Raw genomic sequence first — 24,360 nt, 5'->3', positions numbered from 1 at the left:
CTCTATGCTGTACCCGTGGGGGAACAGCAGGAGGCGGAGCCCGCGACACCGGGGGTGGCGGGCGCCGCCACGCGCGCGGCTTCCGAAGCGCGCATGGCGGCCTGGGCCCGGAAGATGACCGACCGCGTGCCGACGGGCTGGCTCATCAGCGGCGCCGGCGCCGTCCTGCTCGCGTCCACCGCGGCGTTCGGCGGCCTCGCCGACGTCCCGAAGCCGAAGCCCGCAGAGCTGCGAGCCGGTGAGCACTTCGTCGGATCCGAGCTCGACATGTCCGTGGTGAGCGCGGCGATCGGCAGCGGCGAGGTGAAGGGCGCGGGCGTCACCCCGGACGTCGGAGAGAAGACCGTCGTCGTCGTCCTCGACGTCACCAACGAGTACACGGCGCCCCGGACCGTCCGCGCAAAGGACACACTGGGCGGCATCCAGCTCGACGGCATCGAGACGCACCGATACGACGTCAACCGTGTCGTCGACGGCAGCGGGGCGAGCTTCCTGCAGCCCGATGTCCCCACCAGAGTGCGGATCGCGTGGACCGTCGATGGGGAGGCCGTCAGCCCCGGCAACGAGATCCGCATCATGCTGCCCGACTCCACGCGCTTCACGGGCAGCTTCGTGGGACGGGGCGAGTATTGGTATGACGTCCGCCCCGGCGCGTACGTCACGGTGACGCTGGACGAGATCCCGTCCGTCGACGAGGAGGCGCCATGACCATCCCTCCTCCGCCCGTCCCGAGCTCGCCGGCCGCGGTTCCCGTGGCGCCGGTGACTTCCCGCCGAGGATTCCTGCGCCGGGCCGCGCCCTGGGCACTGTCCGTCGTCCTCGTCGCGGCGGCATGGGGACTCACCCAGGTGCAGAAGCACGAAGACGCGCCCTACGAGAGCTTCGTCAGCTCGACGACCGTCGGAGAGCGGGCGGAGACCCGCAACCTCTCGGTGACCGTGACGGAGGTCCACGCCGCGCGATCGGTGTCCGACGGCCAGCGCTGGCGCGCCGAAGGCACGTGGCTCGTCGTGGACTTCGACGCGGCTGCGCTCGACGATCAGTTCGGCGCCCTCCTGGCCACCACGGACCTGCGCCTCGGCGACCGCACGTACTCGGCCACGGAGCGTGGAGACACGGCGAAGAGCATGGTGCTCGTGACCGGCGTCCCCCGGCACGGCAGCATCGCATTCGAGCTGCCTGAGGGCGCATTGACCGGCCCGGCGACGCTGGTCTTCGCCACCGAATACGACACCTCGGCGGACGGCGTGATCGAGGTCCCCGTCGACCTGGACGACGTGCCGATGCAGAACGAGGTCGAGCTGGATCCGGTCGGATGGGCGCGCTGATGGCCGGTACCAGGGGCTGGTGGCGCCGTAACGCCCTCGCCCTCGTCGCGGTGGCCGTACTGCTGCCCGCGACCGTCGTCGGCGCGGCGTGGTGGGGCTGGAAGCACGCCTATCCCGATTCGGGCATGCCGCTCTGGCCGGTCACGCCCGGCGTGTCCGGCACCGTCGATCTGAAGGGCGCGACCTGGGGTCCGGTGAAGGCCAAGGTGATCACCGACACCACGGGCCTGGACATGCCCGCCGGCGCCACGCTGATCGGCGTCACCGTCGAGGTCACCCCGCACGAGGACAAAGGGCCCGACTGCTACGCCCCGGAACTCGTCGAGCAGAGCACCGGGCGCTCCTGGCAGTCGGTCCGTGGCGAACTCGGCCTCAGCTGGAGCACGGACGAACCCGAGGGCTGCGTGCCGACGCTGGAGGGCGAGAAGGCCGAACCCTATCAGCTCGTCCTGCCCTATGTCGTGCCCGAGGACGCGGAAGGCCCGTTCTGGGTGGACATCGACCCTGGCCAAGCGGAATCGAAGTTCGTGCGTTTCCCCATCGACCCGTGACGCGGATCACTCGGGAGGGCCGCCGACCGGCAGCGGCGGTGCTCCCGGGGGCAGCGGCGACGCGACCGTCTGCATCCCACGCGGCAGTGCGCCCGCCGCGGCGGCGATGGCCGTTGCGTCCGCCTCTTCCGCCGTCGTCGGAGCGGCGGCGTCGGTCCTCACGTCCTGGGCGCGGCGCAGCATGCCGAACGTCGTGTCGTAGGCGCCGGCGACGAGGGCGAGGCGGATCGGCTCGACGATCAGCGGCGGGATGAAGAAGATCACCGGCCAGTACACGGTCCAGAAGGCGTCCAGTTCGTGCGGCCCGACCCAGCGGCTCACCCCGTAGCGCAGCCAGGACTGCGCGACGATCACGACCGTGTACAACAGCGCGTAAGACGCGATGATCACGGGACCTGCGCGCCACATCAGCAGGATGGCCCGCCAGATCGGGAGGAACCGCGAGCCGAGCTCGGTGCCGAGATCCCGCAGCCGCCGCATCACCGGATTCGGAACGCGCGCGGCGCGCTCACGCATCTGGGCGACGAGGCGGTGCTGGATCTGCACCTTCTCCGCCACGATCGCCTGCCCGTAGACGACGCCCGCGACCGTGAGCCACGCCAGGGGGGCGAGGAGGACCGGACCAGCCTGGGACAAGAGCCAGCCGATGCCGTCGCCGAGCCACACGAGCGGGGGAACCCAGCCCGCGAGAGTGGTGCGGAGATCCGCGAGCCATATCATCGCCGCGCGCGCGTCGACCCATGCGGTGACCGCGTCGGTGAGGTCCTTGAGCAGCAGCACGGAGAAGAACACCCACACGACCTCGCTGTACACAGCGAGCAGCGCGAGCGCCCTGGGCACCCTGTCCGACCAGCGGCCCCATGCCCAGCGGACGGCGAAGGCCACGACGATGATGAGCACGGTCCCGACATTGAACGAGAGAGTCGTGACGTTGTCGCCGTGGTCGAAGCCGCCGGTGAAGACGCGCGCCTTGTTCTCCTCGTCCACCTTCGCGAGCGCACGCAGGGAGTACGACCTCACGTCCTCGCCCAAGAGGCCCTGTGCCGCGTACACCGCGAAGAACGGCAGGATGCTCGCCAGGACCGCGGAAAGGAAGCTGTGCCGACGGTCGGCGACGGACTCCGGCACCGGCGCCACGGTCTGCAGCGAGGTCAGCCCGTCGCGCAGCACCAGCAGCATGCCGACCAGGCTGATCAGCCGGGCGAGCACGGCGAACGGCATGATCAGCAGCCCGCCGACCGAGGTGTAGGCGCCGACGAATCCCGCCAGTGCCGTCACCCAGTAATGCGCCATCGTCCCCGCCAGATACCACGCGAGCATCGCCGGCCAGTGCATCCACAGCACCCGGCCGGTCGTCCTCAGCATCGCCCCCACGGGCTCAGATTAGCGCGCTCGCCCCGACGGCGACGAGGCCGCCCTGGCGTATGCCGTCAGTCCGCCCAGACGCTCGGCGCGGGCGCCTTGGTCGGCGGCAGCGCGGACGCCGCGGCCCAGTCGTGGATCCAGTCCTCGACGCCGGGCACGTCCTCCGGGCGCCCCAGGGCTCCGAAGAACTCCTCATGCGAGACGGTCCCCCCAGTGCGGCGCAGCATTCGCGCCCGCACGATCACCTTGGCGTAGACCTCGCCGTCCACCACCGCGCGGTGCTCCATGAACAGCGCTTTGTCGTCGTGCCCGATGAACCGGGACTCGACGTCGAAGCGCTGCCACAGCTCGAGAGACTTGCGGAAGGTGATCGTCTCGCTCGAGACCACCGCGTACCAGCCGCGTTCCTTCATGGCGTCGAACAACCCGGTGCGGATCAGCAGGTCCCAGCGGCCGAGGTCGAACAGCGACAGATACCGGCCGTTGTTCATGTGCCGCAGGATGTCGAGGTCCGTCGGCAGCGTGGTGAGACGGATCCGCCCGACCGCCGTCGGCGAGAGCGTCTGACCGCGGCGGGAGCGCCGACGGGCGGAGAGGACGACGAGCAGAGTGCGCCAGATCACGTTCACAGGAGGAGCGTAGTGAATCCGGCACGGATCCCTCTGATCGATTGTCGGATTCCGACAGACGCTCCAGGGCGGGAAACCTGCCGGAAATGCTTGTCGTCACTCGATTTCGTGTCCGCGCACGGCGCGCGTAGAGTCGCGATCATGAGCGCCGAAGCCCTTCCCACCATCACCGTCCGGCCCGTTCGCGATGTCGATGCCGAAGCGCTCGGCCGTGTGCACGCGAAGTGCTGGCACGAGACCTACGACCACCTGATCAGCACCGCGACGCTCGAGGCGGTCTCGCCCAAGCGGCTCGCCGAGCTCTGGACGCACTGGGCCTCCCAGGGCGAGGAGTACCGCATGAGCGCGGCGCTCGTCGACGGCGAGATCGTCGGCTTCGTCGGCTCGGGCCCCGCACGGGACGAGAACCCCCCGGCAGAGCGCGAGCTCTACTTCATCTACCTCCTCGACGCCTGGCACGGCACCGGCATCGGCCAGCGCCTGTTCGACGCGGCTGTCGGCGCCGGTGAGAACTCCTACCTCTGGGTCGCCGAGGACAACCCCCGTGCGCACCGCTTCTACGTGCGCAACGGCTTCACCCTCGACGGCGCCTCGCAGCAGGAGCCCTTCCTCGGCGAGACCATCAAGGAAGTCCGCTTCGTGCGCTGACCCCGCCGGCCACCCCCTGCGTCGAGGCCCCCTCTGAGCACCCGCGCCCCCACGGGCGTCCGCCGCCAGGAGGGGGCCTCGACGCTGCGAGGGGGCGCCGACGACAGATCCGGCGACGACGGATCCGGCCGGGAGGGCACCGGAGCTACCGGCCAGACACCTGGCCGAACACCTTCGCGAGGGGGGCGATCACGAGGGGTCGCGCGGCGACCCATCCTCCGGCGATCACGACGAGCGAGAGCACGAACACCCAGAACCCGGTCCAGGTCACCGCGTCCTGCGAGGCGAACATGTGGTTCAGGTTGCGCAGCATGCCGGTGAGCAGCACCAGCGCCACGTGCACCACGATGAACGCCGTGAAGAACAGCATGGTCGGGAAGTGCACCGCGCGCGCGAGCTCGATCGGATACGCCTTCGACAGCCCCTCCGCCTTCTTCGGCCACAGTCCCGACATCCGGAACCCGGTGGCGATGGCCACGGGTGCCGCGAGGAACACGATCGTGAAGTAGGCGAGCTGCTGCAGGCTGTTGTAGTTGACCCAGCCGTTCTCGGTCGGCCAGTCGAACGACACGTACTGCAGGGCGGCGGAGAGCGCGTTGGGGAACACGTCCCAGCTCGTCGGCACGATCCGCATCCACTGCCCCGTGACGAACAGCAGCACCACGAAGATCACGCCGTTGACGATCCAGAGCAGGTCGAGGCCCTGGTGGAACCACAGCGTCAGGCTGATCTTGCCCTTGGGATTACCGCGCGGGGTCCAGAACGCGGTCGGACGCTTCTGCGTGCGCACCTGCAGGCCGGAGCGGATGATCAGCGTCATGAGGAACACGTTGAAGAAGTGCTGCCAGCCGATCCACCCGGGGATCCCGACGGGCGCCCCCTCGGGCAGGTGGTACTCGCCCGGGTAGGTCGTGAGGAAGTCCTGCATGAAGGGCAAGCTGAGGAACGCGCGCACGAGCACGATCGCGGCGCCGGCCAGGACCGCGAGGCCGGCGGCGGCGAACAGGCCGCCGATCGCCTGCAGCCAGGTCGGTCGGAGCTTCGATGCGGCGGGCGCAGCGACGGCATGTCGCGGAGCCGACCCGTTCCAGACGGTGCGCGTGAACGACAGCGGTGCGGAGACGTCGGGGCGCGGGGCGACGGCGGTCGAAGGCACGACCGGCGCCGCCGATGCCGAGGCAGGGCCGGCGACGGCGGGCGCAACGGCAACGGACTCCGTCGCCTCGGAGGGCAGGAACTCGACCGCGCTGCGAGCCACGGCGGCGGTTCCGGCCGGAGGCCAGGGCTCTCCCCCGCCGACGCGCGGCAGACCACGGCGCAGGGCGGATCCGCTCGCAGCCGGAGCGCCCGCGGATGCCAGGACCGGGGCGCTCGACGCGGCCGCCGTTGCGGGAGTTGCCGTACTGGCCGCCGCCGAAGCCTCGATCGCCGAGGCAGTCGCCGTGCTCGGCGCCACGGCCGCGGATCCTTCGACAGCCTGAGCGGCCGGGCTCGTCAGGAGGACGGGCGCGGTGCCCGCCGGAGGCCAGGGCTCACCACCCGCGATGCGCGGCAGGCCACGGCGCAGGGCGGAGCCGGCAGGAGCCGACGCCGATCCCGCGTTGGCGGCACGGTCCGCTGACGCCGCCTCTCCGGGGGCGTTGAGCGAAGACACCGCAGGCGACGGAGACGAGACGTGGTCCGCAACGTGCCGCGTTTCGTCTCGCGCCGGCTCCGCCGGTGCTCGCTCAACCACCACGGGCGTGACCTCCGCGCCCGCCACGACCACTCCGGAAGGCGGCCAGGCCTCGCCTCCGCGGGTGCGGGGCAGCCCCCTGCGCACGGTGGTCATCGCTACTTCTTCCGCGCCCGCAGCGCCTCGATCACCTGCGGCACGACCGCGAACAGGTCGCCCACGATACCGAAGTCCGCGACGTCGAAGATCGGCGACTCCGGATCCTTGTTGATCGCGACGATCGTCTTGGCGGTCTGCATGCCGGCGCGGTGCTGGATCGCCCCCGAGATGCCGAGTGCGATGTAGAGCTGCGGCGAGACGGAGACGCCGGTCTGGCCCACCTGGTGCGCGTAGGGGATGTATCCCGCGTCGACAGCGGCACGGGAGGCGCCGATCGCGCCGCCGAGCTCGTCGGCGAGGTCCTCGACAAGGGAGAAGTTCTCCTTGGACCCGAGTCCGCGCCCACCCGAGACGACGACCTTGGCGCCGCGCAGCTCGGGCCGGGACGAGGCGGCCTCCACGGCTTCGATGGGCTCGCCGGCGGCCGCAGCGGCACCCGACGCCTCCACCGCGAGCGCCTCGACGCGGACGTCGACCACGGCCTCCGCGCGGGCATCGATCGCGCCCTGACGCACCGTGATCACGGGAGCGCCGAAGGTCGGAGCGGAGTCGGTGAGGAACGCCCCGCCGTAGACCGAGTGGTGCGCCACCACGCCCTCGTCGTCGCGGGAGACGCCGATCGCGTCGACCGACAGCGCCAGGTGCTCGCGCACGGCGAGACGCGCGGCGGCGTCGCGGCCGGCGATCGAGTTCGAGACGAGCACGGCGTCGGGGCGGACCGCGCGGTACGCGGCCTGCAGTGCGTCGACCACAGGGACCGTGACGGATCCGCCGTCGACGTCCGCGGTGAGCACGACCTGTGCGCCCGCGGCGGAGGCGGCATCGACCGCCGCCTGCGCGGTGCCGGCAGGGGCGGCCACGAGCGCGACCGGGGAGCCCAGCAGCGCCGCGGCGCCGAGCAGGCCCGCGGTCGACGGCGCGGCGGCACCGGCCGGAGTCACGTCGATGAGGACGAGGATCGCCTTCTCGGGGTACGCCATGCTCACACCAGCCTGTTCTGCGCGAGGAACTCGACGAGCTGCGCGGCCGCGTCGCCCTCGTCCGTGATCTTCACACCCGCGGCGCGCGGCGGCTTCTCGGCCACCGCGGTCAGGATCGTCTGCGGCGCCTCCGCCGGATCGGCGCTGATGCCGAGGTCGGCCAGGGAGAGCACCTCGAGCGGCTTCTTCTTCGCCGCCATGATGCCCTTGAAGTTCGGGAAGCGGGCGTCGGGCAGGGCCTCAGTGATCGAGATCACGGCCGGAAGCGGCGCGCTCACCTGCTGGGATCCGAAGTCCGTCGCCCGGGTGCCGGTCACGGCATCGGCGCCGATGGTCACGGCGCTGAGGGCCGTCGCCTGCGCGAAGCCGAGGTGCTCGGCGAGCATTGCGGGGATCACGCCCCCGGATCCGTCCGTGGAGAGGTTGCCGGTGATGACCAGATCCGGCTCACCGCGCCGGATCGCCGCCGCGAGCACCGCCGCGGTCAGCCCCAGGTCCGCGCCGTGCAGCGCCTCGTCGGCGACGTGCACCGCGGATCCGGCGCCGATCGCGAGCGCCCGGCGGATCGATGCGGTCGCCGACTCGGGAGCCATCGAGAGCGCCACGACCTCGGTCCCGGGATTGGCGTCGGCATAGCTCAGTGCGACCTCGAGCGCGCGCTCGGTGATCTCGTCGAGCACGACGTCTCCGGCGCCGCGATCGGCCAGACCCGTCTCCAGGTCGAGCTTGCGGTCCCCGTAGGTGTCGGGCACCTCTTTCACCAGGACGAAGATCTTCATCGAGCCTCCTCACGCGACCTCGATCGGCCGGTCCGGCCGCGGGCGAATCACCCCGGTTACCGGGCGATAACGTGGTGCCAGCGTACCTCAGCGCGGTGCCGGGATCCGACCGCGTCCGACTCCTGCGGGCACACCCTGGAGCAACCCTCCAACCCGGATGCCGCCCAGCCCGCAGAGCCTTGGCGGAGCGCTACGAACACGCCCGCGCGGCGGTTCTCCGCGGATCCGGATCCGATTCCCGCCCCGGTAACGTAGGGGAATGGCCCGTCCGCACCCCCTGCCCGTCGATCCTCTCGCCGAGGCGAAGCGGCAGTGGCTCGCGCACGGCTGGGGCCACGCCGCCGACGGCATGTCTCTGGTCACCTCGGTCATGCGGGCCCAGCAGCTGCTGCTCGCGCGGGTGGACGCCGCCCTGCGCCCGTTCGCGCTGTCTTTCGCGCGCTACGAAGTTCTGCGCCTGCTCGCGTTCAGCCGCACAGGAACGCTGCCGTTGTCGAGCGTGGTCGCGCGTCTGCAGGTGCACGCGACGAGCGTCTCCAGCACCGCGGACCGGCTGGTCCGCGACGGCCTCATCGCCCGGCATCGTGATCCCCACGATGGCCGCGCGGCGCTGCTCGAGCTCACCGAGGTCGGCCGCGAACTCGTCGAACGCGCCACCACGGCGCTCAACGATGAGGTGTTCGCCGCTCCCGGCATCTCCTCGGAGGACTCGGCGGACCTCGTCGCGATCGTGGCGCGCATGCGCAAGGCGGCCGGGGACTTCGCGGACCCGCGTCCGCAGCCGGACCCGCTCTGATGGGTTCGTTCGTCCTGGAACGGACGATCGCCGCTCCCGTCGAGCGCGTGTTCGCCCTCTCCCTCGACGTCGGCGTGCACGTCGACTCGATGGCGGCGCACGACGAGCGGATCGCCGACGGCGTGCGCGCGGGCCGGATGGCGGAGGGCGACACGGTGACCTGGGATGCGAGGCACTTCGGGATCCGCTTCCGGATGACCTCGCTCGTGTTCGACGTGGACGCACCCCACGCCTTCTCCGACCGGCAGATCCGCGGCCCCTTCGCGGAGTTCCGGCACCGGCACACGTTCTCGTCCGTCCCGGCCGATTCGGCGCCGGGCGAACACGGCACCCTCATGCGCGACGAGATCGTGTTCCGCTCCCCGTTCGGACCGATCGGGCGGATCGTCGACGCGCTCGTGATGCGCCGGCATCTCGTCCGGCTGATCGAGCAGCGCAACGACATGCTCGCTGCACAGGCCATCGCGCTCTGATCGCGTCCTCCTCGCCGCACGGGCGGCGCCACCGTAGGCTGGCGCCCATGAGTGAACTGCGGATCCGCACCGTCCTCGAGCCGTTCGGTCCGGCCGGCGCCATCGTGCTCACCGATGCGCAGGTCGCCGAGATCAGCACCGCGAAGGCCTTCCCCGTCACGGTGACGATCGGCGGCCGCACCGCGCGCCTGCGCCTCGGGCGCATGGGCGGGAAGAACTGCATCGGCTTCAGCAAGGCGAACCGCGCCGCGATGGGCGTCGAGCTCGGCGACGAGTTCGACGCGGTGATCGCCGCCGACACGGCCGAACGGACCGTCGAGGTACCCGAGGCGCTGTCCGCCGCTCTCGCCGACGCCGGGCTCACCGCCGCCTACGAGGCGCTGAGCTTCACGCGCCGCAAGGAGCTCGCCGTCTCCGTCGCCGACGCCAAGCAGGACGCGACGCGCGAGCGCCGCATCGCCAAGGCCCTGGACGAGCTGCGCGGCTGACCGAGGCTCGCACCGAACCCGCTCGAGGCAGGATCCGGGTCCGTTGCGCGTGGCTCCTCTCATTAAGTTGTACACAACATATTTGTGTGCAATGCTTTTCGCATGGCTGCAACCGACGAGATGGTGTGCTTCGCGCTCTACGCCGCGACGCGCGCCACGACCCAGGCCTATCGCGCACTGCTCGAGCCCTGGGGTATCACCTACCCGCAATACCTGGTGCTCGTGACGCTGTGGCTGGACGGCGAGCAGACGGTCTCGTCGCTCGGCGACCGCCTGCAGCTCGACTCCGGCACGCTGTCCCCCCTTCTCCGCCGCATGGAGAGCAGTGATCTGATCGTGCGCGAACGGCGCTCCTCCGACGAGCGCGTCGTCTCGATCGGGTTGACCCCTCACGGCCGCCGACTGCGCGAGGAGCTCCGCGAGATCCCTCGTCAGATCGCCGAGGGATTCGCCCTCCCCGACCGCACGAGCGCGGAGGACCTCATCCGCAGACTGCACACGATCTCGTCCTCCATGCACGCGGTCGCCGCCGCCGGCGCCCCGCAGCCCTCACCCGTTCGACCATCCGCACCTCGATCCGAAGGAGATCGCTCATGAACGTCCTCTACACCGCAGAAGCCATTGCGACGGGAGCCGGCCGCAACGGACGGGTCGTCACGACCGACCGTCGCGTCGATCTTGATCTCGCGATCCCCCGCGAGATGGGCGGCTCGGGCGATGGCGCGAACCCCGAGCAGCTCTTCGCCGCCGGATACAGCGCGTGCTTCCACTCCGCGCTCCAGTCCGTGGCCCGTGCGCAGAAGGTGTCGATCTCCGACTCCTCGGTCGCCGGCCGCGTGCAGATCGGCCCGAACGGCCAGGGCGGCTACCAGCTCGCGGTGCGCCTCGACGTCGTCCTCCCCGGCCTTGAGCGGTCCCAGGCGCAGGCTCTCGCAGACGCCGCACACCAGGTCTGCCCGTACTCCAACGCGACTCGCGGGAACATCGAGGTGACGGTCGTCGTCTCGGAGGACTGACACGGCGACGCGGATCACGACCGTCGCCCGCCGGTGCGGCCAGCGGGCTCAGTCGCCGTCGTACACGTAGGCGTCGAAGCGGTCGGGGATGTTCATGCGCTGCCAGGCGAGTTCCTCGTCCCGGCGGGAGCGGTCACCGGGGAAAGCCCGCGCCGTGTGCCGCGGCACCTGCCTGCTGTGCCCGGCGAGGTGTGCGACGGCCACCGCCTGCCCGCACACGCGGGCGGCGGCGACGGCGCTCGGATCCTGCGCCTGGCGGGCGGCCTCGTGGCAGGCGAACGCCTTCTCCCGCACCGCGTCGATGTCGAGCTCGCCGCGCAGGAACGCCTCCGCGGCCGCGAGCGCCTGGTGCGGGCGGTCGTCGTCGGGGCGCTCGGCTTTGAACAGCGGCAGGAGCCGCTCCGCGCAGGCGATGGTCCAGCCGACCAGCTCGCGCCGGTCGTCCTCCGAGAGGCGCAGATCCTCGATGTCCGGCAGCGCGCCGTCGGCGAAGAGCGGCACGACGTTCGACGCCGGATCCTCGCGTCCTGAGGAGATCCGGCGGGACGGATCAGCGAAGGATCCGAGGGAGCGGATGTCGGCCACGGCGATCACCGGTTCACGAACTGCGGCGGACGCTTCTCGCGGAAGGCGGCCATGCCCTCCTTCTGGTCCGCCGTGTCGAACAGGGACGCGAAGGCCTCGCGCTCGATATCGAGCCCGACCGCGAGCGTGGTCTCCATGGCCGCGTCGAGCGTCGCCTTCGCGGCGATGATCGACGGCAGCGACTTCGACGCGATCGTCTCGGCGAGCGTCGACGTCTCGGCGAGCAGGTCGGCGGTCGGCACGATGCGGGACACCAGGCCCGCACGCTCGGCCTCCTCGGCGCCGATGATCCGGCCCGACAGCACGAGTTCGGCGGCCTTGTAGTACCCGACCGCGCGGATGAGCCGCTGCGTACCGCCCATGCCGGGGATGACGCCGAGGTTCACCTCGGGCTGGCCGAACTTCGCATTGTCCGCGGCGAGGATGATGTCGCACATCATCGCGAGTTCGCATCCGCCGCCCAGGGCGAAGCCCGACACGGCGGCGATGACCGGGGTGCGCACGGCGGCGAAGTCACGCCACACGCCGAAGTGGTCGGTCGCGGTGATCTCCGCGGCGGACATCCCCTCCATCTCCTTGATGTCGGCGCCTGCCGCGAAGGCCTTCTCCGAACCGGTGACGACGATCGCCCCGACCCCCGGATCCGCGTCGAACGCGGTGGCGGCGGCGGTGACCTCCTCGGCGACCTGCGAGTTCAGGGCGTTGAGCGCCTGGGGCCTGTTCAGGGTGATCCAGCCGACTCGTCCGCGCTGCTCCGTGAGAATCGTCTCGTACTCGCTCGTGGCCATGGTCATCCTTTCGCCGCACCTTCGTGGCACTTCCAGTATCTCCGATGTCGGTGAACAGACGGTGTCCGCATCGCCTCAGGGGGAACCGCGAGACTCCAACTGGGCGACGAGACTGCACGCGCGCGGCGCAGTCTCGTCGCCCAGTTGGAGTCTCGCGGTCAGGAATCCGGGTCAGGGGTCCGGTCAGGACGCGTCGCGGATGTCGGTGATGATCCCGGAGAAGTCGCGGGCGGCGCCGGGGCCGGCCGCGAACGTCGCGTAGATCTGCTGGGCGAGCCGGCCCATCTGCGCGTCGGTGCCGGTGCCCTCGATCGCCTGCAGGGCGAGTCCCAGATCCTTCGCCATGAGCGCCCCCGCGAACCCCGGCTGGTAGTCGCGGTTGGCGGGACTCGTCGGCACGGGGCCCGGCACAGGGCAGTTCGTCGTGATCGACCAGCACTGGCCGGACGCCTGCGACACGACGTCGAACAGCGCTTGATGCTCCAGACCCAGCCGCTCGCCGAGCACAAACGCCTCTGCCACGGCGATCTGCGAGATGCCGAGGATCATGTTGTTGCAGACCTTCGCGGCCTGACCGAGCCCAGGACCGCCGCAGTGCACGATGCGCTTGCCCATCGTCTCGAGCAGCGGGAGCGCGGCGGCGAAGTCCTCGTCGGAGCCGCCCACCATGAAGGCGAGCGTGCCGTTCTCGGCCCCCACCACGCCACCAGAGACCGGCGCGTCGATGTTGCGATGACCCGCATCGACCGCCAGGTCGTGCGCGGCGCGCGCCTCGTCGACGGCGATCGTGGAGGTCTCGATGAACAGGGTTCCGGGGTCGGCCGCCGCCAGCAGCCCGTCCTGGTACGCGGCGATCACGTGCTTGCCCGCGGGGAACATCGTGATGACGACCTCCGCCCCCGACACCGCGTCCACCCCGAACTGCGCGACGGGCAGCCCCGCGGCCGAGGCAGCGTCGACCGCGGCCGGCACCACGTCGAAGCCGACCACCTCGTGCCCCGCGGCGAGCAGATTCTTCGCCATCGGAAGGCCCATGTGGCCGAGTCCGAGGAACGCGATCCGCGTCATGACGCGCTCCCGGGGTGCTGGTCATCGCCGCTGCGCGGGACGTTCCCGCCGTTGCGCTGGAGCGATGCGGATCCGGAGGGGCGCAGCATCTCGCGCCCGACGATGAGTCTCATGATCTCGTTCGTCCCTTCCAGGATCTGATGCACCCGCAGATCACGGACGACTCTCTCGATCCCGTAGTCCTGAAGGTACCCGTACCCGCCGTGCAGCTGAAGGGCCTTGTTGGCGACGTCGAATCCCGCATCCGTCGCGAAGCGCTTGGCCATCGCGCAGCGCATCGTCGCATCGGGCGCCTTCTCATCGACGGCCTGCGCGCCGTCGCGCACCATGAGCCGTGCGGCCTGCAGATCCGTGCGCATGTCGGCGACGGCGAACAGGATCGACTGCTTCTCGGCGAGCGGCTCGCCGAACGCCTCCCGCTCGTGCACGTACTGCACGGCGCGGTCCAGCGCCCACTGCGCGCCGCCGATCGAGCAGGCCGCGATGTTGAGGCGGCCGCCGTTCAGGGCGCTCATCGCGATCGCGAAGCCCTGCCCCTCGGATCCCAGCATGTTCGTCGCGGGAACCCGCACGCCGTCCAGGATCACCTGGCGGGTGGGCTGCGCGTGCCAGCCCATCTTCTTCTCGGGCGCGCCGAAGCTGAGGCCCTCCGCATCGCCGGGGACGAGGAAGGCGGTGATGCCGCGCGCGCCCGGAGCCCCGGTGCGGGCCATCACGATGTAGACCGCGGCCTCGCCGGCGCCGGAGATGAACTGCTTCACGCCCGTCAGCACATACTCGTCGCCGTCGCGGATCGCGCTCGTCGCGAGCGCAGCCGCGTCGGATCCCGCCCCCGGCTCCGTGAGGCAGTAGCTGCCGAGGCCCTCCATCGCGATGAGCTCGGGCATCCAGCGCGCGAGCTGCGCGTCGGTGCCGTAGCCGTCGATCATCCACACGACCATGTTGTGGATCGAGATGTAGGCGGCGATGGTGGGGTCGCCCTTGGCGAGCTCCTCGAAGATCGCGACGGTGTCGACGCGCTCGAGTCCGGTTCCCCCGGACTCCTCGCGCACATAGATCCCGCCGAGGCCCAGCTCACCGGCGCGCATCAGGGTGTCGCGCGGGAACAGGTGCTTCTCATCGCGCTCGGCGGCGAACGGGGCGAGCTCGGTCTCGGCGAACTCTCGCACGGCGCCGAGGATGGCGGCGCGCTCTTCGCTGGTCATCGTGGTCGGGGTGGCGACGGTTGTCATGGTGTGCTCCTCGTAGGTCAGACCGGTCGTTGAGCGAGTGAAGCGAGACGAAACGCGGCGACCTCGCGGGCGAACCGCGTTTCGCCTCGGTCGCTTCGCTTCCTCTCTCAACGGCCAGGAAAGGGTCAGTGCATCGTGGGGATGACGAAGCTGGCGCCCTCTCGGACGCCCGCTGCCGGCCACCGCGAGGTCACGGTCTTGGTCTTCGTGTAGAAGCGGAAGGCGTCGGCGCCGTGCTGGTTGAGGTCGCCGAACCCGCTGCGCTTCCAGCCGCCGAACGTGAAGTAGGCGATCGGCACGGGGATCGGCACGTTCACGCCGACCATGCCGACGTTCACGCGCGCCACGAAGTCCCGGGCCGCATCGCCGTCCCGCGTGAAGATGCCCACGCCGTTGCCGAACTCGTGCTCGGACGCCATGCGCAGCGCCTCCTCGTAATCCGCCGCGCGGGCGATCACGAGCACCGGGCCGAAGATCTCCTCGCGGTAGATCGACATGTCGGTCGTAACCCGGTCGAACAGGGTGGGGCCGAGGTAGAAGCCCTCCTCGTGACCGGCGACGGAGAAGCCGCGCCCGTCGGCGAGCAGCTCGGCGCCCGCATCGACCCCCTGCTGGATGTAGTCGGTCACGCGCTCGACCGCGGCGCGGTTCACGAGCGGTCCGTAGTCCATTCCCAGCTCGAGCGAGGGCCCGACCCTGAGCGCTGCCACGCGCTCGGCGAGCTTCGCGGCGAGCGCGTCGGCGGTCTCCTCGCCGACCGGCACGGCGACCGAGATCGCCATGCACCGCTCCCCCGCCGAGCCGTAGCCGGCGCCGATGAGCGCGTCCGCGGCCTGGTCCAGATCGGCGTCGGGCATCACGACCAGGTGGTTCTTCGCCCCGCCGAAGCACTGCGCGCGCTTGCCGTGCGCGTTCGCGGTCGTGTAGATGTACTCGGCGATCGGAGTGGAGCCGACGAAGCCGATCGCGCGCACCCGCTCATCGGTGAGCAGCACATCGACGGCCTCCTTGTCGCCGTGCACGACGTTGAGGATCCCCGCGGGCAGACCCGCCTCCAAGAACAGCTCGGCGATCCGCACGGGCACCGAGGGGTCGCGCTCGCTGGGCTTGAGGATGAAGGCGTTGCCGGCGGCGATGGCCGGACCCATCTGCCACAGCGGGATCATCGCCGGGAAGTTGAACGGGGTGATCCCGGCCACCACGCCGAGCGGCTGGCGCAGCGAATACACGTCGATGCCGGTGCCGACGCCCGTGGAGTACTCCCCCTTGAGCAGGTGCGGGGCCCCGACGCAGAACTCGATCACCTCGACGCCGCGCTGGATGTCGCCCTTGGCGTCGTCCAGGGTCTTGCCGTGCTCGCGCGAGAGCAGCGCGGCGAGGTCGTCCATCTCGTCGCGGATCAGCTCGAGGAAGCGCATGAGCACCCGAGCCCGCTTCTGCGGGTTGGTCGCCGCCCACTCGGGCTGGGCGGCCTCGGCATTCGCGATCGCGGCGCGCACCTCGTCCCCGCTCGCGAGCGGCACTCGCGCCTGGACGGCGCCGGTCGAGGGCTCGAACACCTCCCCCCAGCGTCCCGAGGTGCCGGAGGTCGGGGATCCCCCGATGAAGTGGGTGATGTCGCGGACCATCGTGTGCTCCTGGTTCTGCGTCGTCGTCGGCGCCACCCTCAAGAATACATGGTCGCCCATCTAGTTAGGAGGGGTTCCATGTAATTCACCGGCACCTGTCGGGCCGTTCACCTTCCGGTCACCTTCGGCACGTACAAAAGACCCTGCGCGGGCTGCGGACGCTGACCGGATCGGGTGCTCGTCTTTCCCCGCGCAACGGGATGCGCCCGGCTTTCTCGCACGGGCGCCTACGCGGTCACGAACCGCAGGACCCCCGCCGAATCGGGTCGGCGGGGGTCCTCTCGTGCGCGGGCGGCGTCAGTCGCTCATTGCTGCCAGGTAACCTGGGGATCGCTCTTACCGAAGTCGACGGTCGGGGTGTCGAGGGTCCCGCCGAACGTGACGGTGTAGGTCTGACCGTCACTGCCCTGCAGACTCATGTCGACGCTGATGTAGTCGTATGCAGAGACGACCGTCGGCGTGGATCCACTGCTCTCCGGCTGCAGGGCGTCGAGCTTTGCACTGCCGTCGGCCGTGAGCGTGCGGGTGACCGAACCCTCCACCGGACTCGCCCCGGAGAGGTCGATCGCGGTGATGTCCATGCCGCACGGCGTCGCCAGCGTCTTCATGGCCACGCACGCCTCGACGGCGGTGCGCACGAGCGAGCGGAACTCGGTGACACCGGCGTCGTTGAGCTTCGTGCGCACGTCGTACAACGCCGAGGCGTCGTCGGACGATGCGATGGCGAAGGTCGAGTCGCCATCGATCGAGAAGTACTTCGAGTCCAGTGCGATCTCGTAGGTGCCGGGGAAGACGTACGCGTTGCTGATCTCGTCCGCGGGAACGCCGTTGAATGTCGCATCCAAGCCGCGCAGGCTGTCCAGCGAGATCGGCGTCACACCGTTCGCGATCTTCCAGGTGTCCTTGTCCTTGTACACCTCGTACGTCGTCGACACGGTGCGCCCGCCCACCTCGAACGTCGCCGGGACCGTGGCGGAGTACTTGCTCTCGCCGCCCTTCTTCACCGAGATGTGACTGACGCCACCGAGCTTGTCGGAGGCCTTCAGCACCGAGTCCGTGAGCAGCGTCTTGTCGGGGACGCTCTCGAGATAGCCGAGCGCGGCCTTCGCGTCACTCTTGGAGACGGCCGTCAGGTAGGTCTTCACCGCGTCTGCCGCCGTCACCGAGGAGCGGGTGAGAGCCGGCACCACGAGCAGGGCGACGACCAGGATCGCGATGATAAGCACGGCGACACCGCCACCGATCAGGCCCCAGAGCAAGCCCTTCGACGACTTCTTCGGCGGCTGCGCGCCACCGGCCTGACCGGGGTAGGGCTGACCGGGCTGCACGCCGTAGGGCTGGCCCGTGTAGGGCTGGCCCGGCTGGGCTCCGTAGGGCTGGCCCGGCTGGGCTCCGTACGGCTGTCCCGGCTGGCCCGGATACTGCGGGCCGGGCTGCGCTCCATAGGGCTGACCAGGCTGACCCGGGTACTGCTGGCCGGGGTAGGGCTGTGCGGCATAGGGCTGCGCGGGCTGGCCGGGATACGACTGTCCGGGCTGTGCCGCAGAGGGCTGGCTCGACTGCGCACCCTGCGGCTGATCCGGCTGCGCCGGCGAGGTCTGACCCGGCGGCGGGAAGGCCTGTTCCGGCGCGGGATGCGACTGTTCCGGAGCGACCGGAGGACCGGACGCGGGGTTCACCGCCTCACCCTCCGTCGGTGCCGCCGCCGGAGGTGGCGGGGTCGGATCCTGCGATCCGGTTCCGAAATCGAGCTCATGTCCGCCCTGCGGCGGTTCCCCCTCGGTAGACATGGAGCCAGACTACCGAGCGGCGCGGGTCCGTTCGATGGGCAGATCTCCCCGTCGCCCCCGGGACGCCGCTCCACCGGTCGGGATCACGGCGCGATCGGCGGCAGGGCGTGGATGCGCCAGCTCGCGGCATGCTCGGCACCGGGGGCCAGCTCGACGAGGCCGGTCCCGGAGTTGACGGCGTCGGGTGCGCACGTCATGGGCTCGACCGCGAGCCCTCGCCGATGCGTGGCGGGAACCTCCGGAGTGTCGGCGGTGTGGACCTGCACCCAGGGACACGCCTCGTCCCACACCATCGCGACACCGCGCCCATCGGGGCCCCGCAGTTCCACCGTCGTGGCGCCCCCGGTCCGCGACAGCGCCGTGAACGCGTGGTCGATGAACACGGATCCGATCCGCCGCGGTGCACGGAAGTCCCATTCCGGATGGGAGTCGACGGGCTCCAGCGCGACCGGGCTGAGCCGGTCCGCGGTCACCGTGAGCACCGCCGACGCGGGCAACAGCAGAGTCCACCCGTCGACGGGCGGGGCGGCGAGGTCCGGGGCGCGCGGGGCGTCACCGTGCTCGGCGACCGGGTCGGGTCCTGCGACCAGATAGGGATGCGGACCGGTCCCCCACGGCGCCGCCTCGGCGCCGAGGTTGCGGCCGGTCACGGTCTGCGTGAGTCCTTCGGCATCCAGGCGGTACTCCACCTCGACCTGGACGCGGAACGGATAGCCCGCCTGCGGTTCGATCACGGCCGAGAGCACGACGCGATCCGGCTCCACGACCCGGTCGGCGAACTCGCTCCAGGCGACGAGGCCGTGGAGTGCGTGGCCGCGCTCGGGCTCGGTGAGCGGCAGCCGGTGCTCGACCCCGCCGAACGTGTAGCGCCCGTCGACGATGCGGTTCGGCCACGGCGCGAGCGTCGCGCCGCGATAGTTCGGACGCACCTCGTCCGCCGCGAACGGCACCACGAGGTCCCGCCCCTCGAACCGCAGCGTGCGCAGGGTCGCACCGACCGAGGCGATGTCCGCCTCGTAGCCGTGCGCCGCGATGCGCAGCTGCCGGCCGGAGCGGGGTCGGTCCGGATCCGCCACCGTCACAGTCCCTGCGCGAGCCGGTAGTACGCCTGGTTCCAGCGCACCTGCTTCTGGAACTCGGGCAGGGTCGTGCCCTCGTCGATCACGAGGAGCTCCACCTCGGCCATCTCCGCGAAGTCGCGGAACGCCTCGATCCCGACCGCGGTCGACATCACCGTGTGGTGCGCCGCGCCCGCGGTCAGCCACGCGGCCGCCGAGGTGGTGAAGTCGGGCCGAGGCTTCCAGACGGCGCGGCCGACCGGCAGCTTCGGCAGTGCCGCGCGGGGCGCGATGTTCTCCACGACGTTCGCGGTGAGGCGGAACCGATCGCGCATGTCGCTGAGCGCCACGACGACGGCGGATCCGGGATCCGCGGTGAAGACCAGGCGCACCGGGTCGTCCTTGCCGCCGATGCCGAGGGGGTGGATCTCGAGCGTCGGCCGCTGCGTCGTGAGCGTCGGCGAGACCTCGAGCATGTGCGCGCCGAGGATGAGCTCGTCGCCCGGGGTCATGTCGTAGGTGTAGTCCTCCATGAGGCTCGCGCCGCCGGGCAGTCCCGCGCCCATGACGTTCGCGATGCGCACGAGCACGGCCGTCTTCCAGTCGCCCTCCGCACCGAAGCCGTAGCCCTCGGCCATGAGACGCTGCACCGCGAGGCCGGGCAGCTGCTTCAGCGCCCCCAGATCCTCGAACGAGGTGGTGAAGGCGCTGAAGCCGCCCTCCTCCAGGAACGAGCGCAGGCCCAGCTCGATCGCCGCGCCGTCGCGCAGCGACTGGTGACGCTCCCCTCCCCGCCTCAGCTCGGGGACGACCTCGTACAGCTCCTCGTACTCGAGGACGAGCGCGTCGATGTCGGCCTCGGCGGCCGCCGCGACGGCGTCGGCGAGCTCGTTCACGCCCCAGGTGTTCACCTGCACGCCGAAGCGCAGCTCGGCCTCGGTCTTGTCCCCCTCGGTCACCGCGACGAAGCGCATGTTGTCCCCGAAGCGCGCGAGCCTGAGATCGCGCGACGCCGCGAGCCCCGCCGCCGCGCGCTGCCAGGTGCCGAGCTCCCTCTGCACGCGCGAGTCGGACGCGTGCCCGACGATCGTCTTGCGCGGCACGCCGAGCCGGGTCTGGATGTACCCGAACTCGCGGTCACCGTGCGCGGCCTGGTTCAGGTTCATGAAGTCGAAGTCGATGTCGGCCCACGGCAGCTCGACGTCGGCCTGGGTGTGCAGGTGCGCGAGCGGCTTCTGCAGCGCGTCGAGGCCCGCGATCCACATCTTCGCGGGGCTGAAGGTGTGCATCCAGGCGACCAGTCCGATCACGCGCTCATCGGCGTTGGCCTCGAGCGCGATGCGCTTGATCGCGGCCGAGTCGGTGAGCACGGGCTTCCAGACGATCCGCACCGGCACGTCGTCCGACTCCTCCAGGATCCGGGCGATCCGCTGCGACTGCTCGGCGACCTGCGCGAGCGTCTCCGGCCCGTAGAGGTGCTGGCTTCCGGTGAGGAACCAGACCTCGTAGCCGTCGAGTGAGGTGGTGAGCGGGGTGCGGGTCATCGGGGTTCTTCCGTTCGGATCCGCGGCCCGGCAGGAGCCGCGCGGTCGGTCGTGCGTTCAGGGGGAGTCGTGCGTTCAGAGGGAGGAGACCGCGGCGGCTTCGATGGCGAGACCGGCGCGGTAGCGGTCGAGATAGGCGGAGAAGCCGGCGACGTCGGCGGGATCCGGATCCACGACCTCCTGCACCGCCGCAGCGAAGACGCGCTGGTCGAGGTACTCGCCGAGACTCAGCCCGTCCCCGTGCGCGAGATAGGAGGCGAGCACCGCGATGCCCCACGCGCCGCCTTCGGAAGCCGCCTCGCCGACCGCGACCGGCGCACCGAGCGCGCCGGCGAGGAAACGCTGGGCGACCCCGGCCGTGCGGAACATCCCCCCGTGCGCGAACATCCGGTCGAGCTGCACGCCCTCGGCGGCGAGGGTCTGCATGCCGAGCGCGAGCGTGCCGAACACCCCGTAGAGCTGCGCGCGCATGAAGTTCGCCAGGGTGAAGGCGCTGTCCGGCGTGCGCACGAACAGCGGGCGGCCCTCGGTGAGGCCCGCGATGGGCTCTCCCGCGAGGTGGTTGTAGGCCAGGAGCCCGCCGGCGTCGGCCTCGCCCGTGAGCGCCTCGCGGAACAGCGCCTCGAAGGCCGTGTCGTCGCCGATCGGTGCGCCCGCCGCCGCGGCGAAGCGGGCGAACAGCCCCGCCCAGGCGGCGAGCTCGCTCGCTCCGTTGTTGCAGTGCACCATGGCGACGGCGTCGCCGGCCGGGGTCGTCACGAGATCGAGCTCGTGGTGCGCGCCGGCGAGCGGCCGCTCGAGCACGACCATCGCGAAGATGCTCGTGCCCGCGCTGACGTTGCCGGAGCGAGGGGCGACCGAGTTCGTCGCGACCATGCCGGTGCCGGCGTCGCCCTCGGGCGGGCAGAACGGGATTCCAGGGATGAGGGATCCGGTCGGATCCAGCAGCAGCGCTCCCGCGGACGTGAGCGCTCCGGCGTCGGCCCCCGCCGGGAGCACCTCCGGGAGCAGGGCGCGCAGGGGCGAGTGCAGTCGCCCCGCCGCGCGAGCGTCGTAGGCCGCGAGCATGTCCTCGTCGTACTCGCGCGTCGCGGAGTCGATCGGGAACATGCCGGAGGCGTCGCCGACGCCGAGCACGCGTCGGCCGGTGAGCCGGGAGTGCACGTACCCGGCGAGGGTGTTCACGCTCGCGATCCGCGGCACATGGGCTTCCTCGTCGAGCACGGCCTGGTGCAGATGCGCGATCGACCAGCGCAACGGGATGTTCACGCCGAGCAGGTCGGTGAGCTCGGCTGCGGCAGCCGAGGTGCTGGTGTTGCGCCAGGTGCGGAACGGCACGAGCAGGCCGCCCGCGGCGTCGAACGCGAGGTAGCCGTGCATCATGGCGGAGATCCCGATGGCCCCGAAGGACGTCGGCCGCACGCCGTGGCGGTCGTGCGCGTCGGCGACGAGACCCGCGTAGGCCTCCTGAACCCCCGCCCAGACGTCATCCAGTCCGTAGGTCCACAGGCCCTGTTCGAGCCGGTTCTCCCACGCGGAGGATCCGGTCGCGAGCACCTGCGACGGATCGGATCCGATCAGGCACGCCTTGATGCGCGTGGATCCCAGCTCGATGCCGAGGCTCGTGCGCCCCGCGAGGATGTCGTCGCGCGCGCCCCCTGCACGTCGTCCCGGGGTCATCGGCGGGTGTCCGTGTTCTGGCCGTACACGTTCTGATACCGCGCGTAGAGGCGGTCGATCGCCTCCTGCGGGATCGGGATGAGCGGACCCGCCTCGCGAGCGAGGTGCACGGTGCGCGCGGCGTCCTCGACCATGACGGCGGCCTTGACTGCATCCTTCGGGTCCACTCCGATCGTGAACGGGCCGTGGTTCTGCATCAGCACCGCGCGGCTGCGGTGCCCCCGCAGCGTCTCGACGATGCCGCGGCCGATCGAGTCGTCGCCGATGATGGCGAACGGGCCGACCGGGATCGGGCCGCCGAACTCATCGGCCATCGCGGTGATCACGCAGGGGATCTCCTCGCCGCGCGCCGCCCAGGCCACGGCGTAGTCGGAGTGCGTGTGCACGACGCCGCCGACGTCGGGCATGTGCCGGTAGACGTAGGCGTGCGCGGCGGTGTCGCTGGACGGGCCCCGGTCCGAGCCCTCCGAGCCCGGGACGACCCGGCCGTCCACGTCGCACAGGATCATGTTCTCGGGGGCCAGGTCGTCGTAGCCCACACCGGAGGGCTTGATGACGAAGAGGTCGCCGGCCCCGTCCTCGGAGAGGCGGACGCGGCCCGACACGTTGCCGCCGGTCCAGACGACGAGGCCGTAGCGGACGAGCTCGGCATGCAGCCGCGCGACATCGGCGCGCACGGCGGCGATCGCCTGCTCGACCTCGGGGGCGAAGGTGGGCATTCGGGTCCTCTCCGAGTTCCGCCCGAGGTTCCCCTGGACGACTGTGACCGGTCACGGCGATTGTGACACCCCGGCGTCCCCGCCGTCAACCCTCCCCCGGTTCGCCCGGTCCCGGCGGCCGGGCTGGTGGCCGGGCCGGTGGCTGGGCTGGTGGCCGGACTGGTGGCTGCGCTGCCGGCGGGGCCGGCTTCCTCAGTTCGGGTCGCACTTTCGGCTCTCAACCAACCCATCAGGCAGCCGAAACTGCGACCCCAACCGAGGAATTGCGACCTGGACGGCGGAAGTGTGAGCCGAAGGATCCGACGGGGTCAGAACCCGAGGGCGCGGTGGACGCGGCGGACGAGCTCTCGCGGATCGGCCAGCAGCTCGGCCGTGACCTCGATCACGGTCCAGCCCGCCGCGCGCAGCCGCGCCAGCCGCTCGACGTCCGTCCCCCAGCTGTCCGCGTGCACCCGCCCGAGGTATTCGATCGCGACCTTCTGCGCGCGGTAGACCAGGTCGACACAGCCGAGGAAGGCGCCCCCGTCGAAGAGGTCCACGTTGAGCTCGGGCTCCGGCAGCCCCGCGGAGACGAGCAGGCAGCGGACCTCGGACTCGCGGGGCGACCACGAATCCTCCCGGATCCACTCGATCGCCTCTCGCAGCGAGGGGCCTCCGGGGCGGCGTCCGGCGGCGACCGCGGAGCGCAGCTGTGCGACGGTCGCCAACGGCGCACGCCCCGGTTGCGGGCGGCCGACGCCCCGCCGCCACACGCGGCAGAGGAAGTCTCCGAGCGCGACGAGATCCGGGAACGGCAGGCGTCCCAGCTGCGCCCAGGTCGAGACCGGCGAGGCGACCGGCACGCCGAGATCGGTGCGCACCCGGACGAGCCGCGGATCGCCGCGATGCCGCACGACCCCCGCGGCGCGCACGAGCGGCCCCTCGCCGAGCGTGCTCACATGCACCTCGATCCCCCTCCCCTGCGGGACGAGCGGAAGGGGCCCGCCCCAGAGCGCGGCCGCGGTCTCGTGGCTGAAGTACTGGCGCGGGCGCAGCCGCGGCGCGTATCGCAGCGCCTGCTCGATCCGCAGCCGGCGCTGCTCCGCGTACGGATCCTCCTCGCGCTCGAGTCGCGGGGGGATCCGGGCTCTGACACCGGAGTACGGCCGGATCAGATCGCCACCGCGGAGCCGACCGGCGCCGACCCCGAGATCCCGCGCCGCGCCGATCGTGAACGAGGCGCCGAGGTCCTCGGGGAGCGGTTGCGAGCGCGGCATTCCCCCACCGTGTCAGCTGGCCCGCCACCCCCGCGGCGGTTATCCACAGGCCCCTCGCGCCCCCGAGGCTCGGGTCGCAGTTTCGGCTCCCAATCCACCCCTCAGGCAGCCGAAAGTGCGACCTG

Annotated in this window: 25 protein-coding genes; 9 read left to right on the top strand and 16 right to left on the bottom strand. The window is 71.1% G+C overall.

What is annotated here, in order from left to right; genetic code table 11:
• Positions 1-15 precede the first annotated feature (15 nt).
• The 3 genes from ACFC1J_RS05525 to ACFC1J_RS05515 are packed head-to-tail and all read left to right on the top strand — an operon-like array spanning position 16 to position 1,879.
• On the top strand, positions 16-708 hold the full coding sequence (locus ACFC1J_RS05525; RefSeq protein WP_375903266.1) for a hypothetical protein: 693 nt from the start codon (positions 16-18) through the stop codon (positions 706-708).
• Positions 705-1,328: a hypothetical protein gene (locus tag ACFC1J_RS05520; protein WP_375903265.1), complete on the top strand. Its 624-nt coding sequence runs from the start codon at positions 705-707 to the stop codon at positions 1,326-1,328. Before ACFC1J_RS05525 ends, ACFC1J_RS05520 begins: the two co-directional genes overlap by 4 nt.
• A complete protein-coding gene (locus tag ACFC1J_RS05515) occupies positions 1,328-1,879 on the top strand; it encodes a hypothetical protein (protein WP_375903263.1) in 552 nt (183 codons plus the stop codon). Before ACFC1J_RS05520 ends, ACFC1J_RS05515 begins: the two co-directional genes overlap by 1 nt.
• A gap of 6 nt (positions 1,880-1,885) precedes the next feature.
• On the opposite strand, the gene ACFC1J_RS05510 is transcribed toward ACFC1J_RS05515, so the two are convergent.
• Both ACFC1J_RS05510 and ACFC1J_RS05505 read right to left on the bottom strand, forming a co-directional pair.
• The gene (locus tag ACFC1J_RS05510; RefSeq protein WP_375903261.1) at positions 1,886-3,253 is read right to left on the bottom strand and encodes a hypothetical protein; all 1,368 of its coding nucleotides are present in this window, start codon (positions 3,251-3,253) and stop codon (positions 1,886-1,888) included.
• Positions 3,254-3,309: 56 nt separating this feature from the next.
• Positions 3,310-3,873 (bottom strand): acyl-CoA thioesterase, encoded by a 564-nt coding sequence (locus ACFC1J_RS05505; RefSeq protein ID WP_375903259.1) that lies wholly within the window; start codon positions 3,871-3,873, stop codon positions 3,310-3,312.
• A 141-nt stretch (positions 3,874-4,014) separates the two neighbouring features.
• On the opposite strand from ACFC1J_RS05505, the gene ACFC1J_RS05500 reads away from it, so the two are divergent.
• Entirely contained in the window at positions 4,015-4,521 is a 507-nt protein-coding gene (locus ACFC1J_RS05500) for a GNAT family N-acetyltransferase (RefSeq protein ID WP_375903257.1), read from the top strand.
• Positions 4,522-4,666: 145 nt separating this feature from the next.
• Here the strand turns inward: ACFC1J_RS05500 and ACFC1J_RS05495 are convergent, their stop codons facing one another.
• From ACFC1J_RS05495 to ACFC1J_RS05485, 3 genes are read right to left on the bottom strand one after another with little or no spacing between them, the layout of a single operon-like run.
• Positions 4,667-6,352, bottom strand: coding sequence for a cytochrome b/b6 domain-containing protein (locus ACFC1J_RS05495; protein ID WP_375903255.1), 1,686 nt, complete (start codon positions 6,350-6,352; stop codon positions 4,667-4,669).
• A gap of 2 nt (positions 6,353-6,354) precedes the next feature.
• Positions 6,355-7,335: an electron transfer flavoprotein subunit alpha/FixB family protein gene (locus ACFC1J_RS05490; protein WP_375903253.1), complete on the bottom strand. Its 981-nt coding sequence runs from the start codon at positions 7,333-7,335 to the stop codon at positions 6,355-6,357.
• A gap of 2 nt (positions 7,336-7,337) precedes the next feature.
• On the bottom strand, positions 7,338-8,114 hold the full coding sequence (locus tag ACFC1J_RS05485) for an electron transfer flavoprotein subunit beta/FixA family protein (protein WP_375903251.1): 777 nt from the start codon (positions 8,112-8,114) through the stop codon (positions 7,338-7,340).
• Positions 8,115-8,373: 259 nt separating this feature from the next.
• Between ACFC1J_RS05485 and ACFC1J_RS05480 the strand changes: the two genes are divergently transcribed.
• From ACFC1J_RS05480 to ACFC1J_RS05460, 5 genes are all read left to right on the top strand, one after another.
• A complete protein-coding gene (locus ACFC1J_RS05480) occupies positions 8,374-8,910 on the top strand; it encodes a MarR family winged helix-turn-helix transcriptional regulator (RefSeq protein WP_375903249.1) in 537 nt (178 codons plus the stop codon).
• The gene (locus ACFC1J_RS05475; protein ID WP_375903247.1) at positions 8,910-9,383 is read left to right on the top strand and encodes an SRPBCC family protein; all 474 of its coding nucleotides are present in this window, start codon (positions 8,910-8,912) and stop codon (positions 9,381-9,383) included. The genes ACFC1J_RS05480 and ACFC1J_RS05475 overlap by 1 nt, the downstream gene beginning before the upstream one ends.
• Before the next feature lie 47 nt (positions 9,384-9,430).
• Positions 9,431-9,871, top strand: a complete 441-nt coding sequence (locus ACFC1J_RS05470) for a YdeI/OmpD-associated family protein (protein WP_375903245.1) — start codon at positions 9,431-9,433, stop codon at positions 9,869-9,871.
• A gap of 102 nt (positions 9,872-9,973) precedes the next feature.
• Positions 9,974-10,468: a MarR family winged helix-turn-helix transcriptional regulator gene (locus ACFC1J_RS05465; RefSeq protein ID WP_375903243.1), complete on the top strand. Its 495-nt coding sequence runs from the start codon at positions 9,974-9,976 to the stop codon at positions 10,466-10,468.
• Entirely contained in the window at positions 10,465-10,887 is a 423-nt protein-coding gene (locus ACFC1J_RS05460) for an organic hydroperoxide resistance protein (protein WP_375903241.1), read from the top strand. The genes ACFC1J_RS05465 and ACFC1J_RS05460 overlap by 4 nt, the downstream gene beginning before the upstream one ends.
• A 48-nt stretch (positions 10,888-10,935) precedes the next feature.
• Here the strand turns inward: ACFC1J_RS05460 and ACFC1J_RS05455 are convergent, their stop codons facing one another.
• The 11 genes from ACFC1J_RS05455 to ACFC1J_RS05405 all read right to left on the bottom strand — a co-directional run bounded on the left by ACFC1J_RS05455 (position 10,936) and on the right by ACFC1J_RS05405 (position 24,235).
• A complete protein-coding gene (locus ACFC1J_RS05455) occupies positions 10,936-11,481 on the bottom strand; it encodes a putative immunity protein (protein ID WP_375903239.1) in 546 nt (181 codons plus the stop codon).
• Entirely contained in the window at positions 11,478-12,260 is a 783-nt protein-coding gene (locus ACFC1J_RS05450; protein WP_375903237.1) for an enoyl-CoA hydratase-related protein, read from the bottom strand. Before ACFC1J_RS05450 ends, ACFC1J_RS05455 begins: the two co-directional genes overlap by 4 nt.
• Positions 12,261-12,443: 183 nt before the next feature.
• The gene (gene mmsB / locus ACFC1J_RS05445) at positions 12,444-13,328 is read right to left on the bottom strand and encodes a 3-hydroxyisobutyrate dehydrogenase (RefSeq protein ID WP_375903235.1); all 885 of its coding nucleotides are present in this window, start codon (positions 13,326-13,328) and stop codon (positions 12,444-12,446) included.
• On the bottom strand, positions 13,325-14,560 hold the full coding sequence (locus ACFC1J_RS05440; RefSeq protein ID WP_375903233.1) for an acyl-CoA dehydrogenase family protein: 1,236 nt from the start codon (positions 14,558-14,560) through the stop codon (positions 13,325-13,327). The genes mmsB and ACFC1J_RS05440 overlap by 4 nt, the downstream gene beginning before the upstream one ends.
• 125 nt (positions 14,561-14,685) lie before the next feature.
• On the bottom strand, positions 14,686-16,188 hold the full coding sequence (locus tag ACFC1J_RS05435) for a CoA-acylating methylmalonate-semialdehyde dehydrogenase (RefSeq protein ID WP_375903232.1): 1,503 nt from the start codon (positions 16,186-16,188) through the stop codon (positions 14,686-14,688).
• A 305-nt stretch (positions 16,189-16,493) separates the two neighbouring features.
• The gene (locus ACFC1J_RS05430) at positions 16,494-17,978 is read right to left on the bottom strand and encodes a hypothetical protein (protein ID WP_375903230.1); all 1,485 of its coding nucleotides are present in this window, start codon (positions 17,976-17,978) and stop codon (positions 16,494-16,496) included.
• Positions 17,979-18,061: 83 nt separating this feature from the next.
• On the bottom strand, positions 18,062-19,054 hold the full coding sequence (locus ACFC1J_RS05425; protein ID WP_375903228.1) for an aldose 1-epimerase family protein: 993 nt from the start codon (positions 19,052-19,054) through the stop codon (positions 18,062-18,064).
• A 2-nt stretch (positions 19,055-19,056) separates the two neighbouring features.
• Positions 19,057-20,580 carry an L-arabinose isomerase gene (araA, locus tag ACFC1J_RS05420; protein WP_375903226.1) on the bottom strand — a complete coding sequence of 508 codons (1,524 nt, stop codon included), beginning with the start codon at positions 20,578-20,580 and terminating at the stop codon, positions 19,057-19,059.
• Between the two features lie 75 nt (positions 20,581-20,655).
• Positions 20,656-22,260, bottom strand: coding sequence for a xylulokinase (locus ACFC1J_RS05415; protein ID WP_375903224.1), 1,605 nt, complete (start codon positions 22,258-22,260; stop codon positions 20,656-20,658).
• The gene (locus tag ACFC1J_RS05410) at positions 22,257-22,979 is read right to left on the bottom strand and encodes an L-ribulose-5-phosphate 4-epimerase (RefSeq protein ID WP_375903222.1); all 723 of its coding nucleotides are present in this window, start codon (positions 22,977-22,979) and stop codon (positions 22,257-22,259) included. Before ACFC1J_RS05410 ends, ACFC1J_RS05415 begins: the two co-directional genes overlap by 4 nt.
• Before the next feature lie 308 nt (positions 22,980-23,287).
• Positions 23,288-24,235 (bottom strand): hypothetical protein, encoded by a 948-nt coding sequence (locus tag ACFC1J_RS05405; RefSeq protein ID WP_375903220.1) that lies wholly within the window; start codon positions 24,233-24,235, stop codon positions 23,288-23,290.
• Between the last annotated feature and the right edge of the window lie 125 nt (positions 24,236-24,360).

Source organism: Microbacterium sp. NPDC056052 (genome assembly GCF_042266785.1).
In the GTDB taxonomy this organism is placed as follows: Bacteria; Actinomycetota; Actinomycetes; order Actinomycetales; family Microbacteriaceae; genus Microbacterium.
This window is presented reverse-complemented; position numbering and strand designations above follow the sequence as displayed.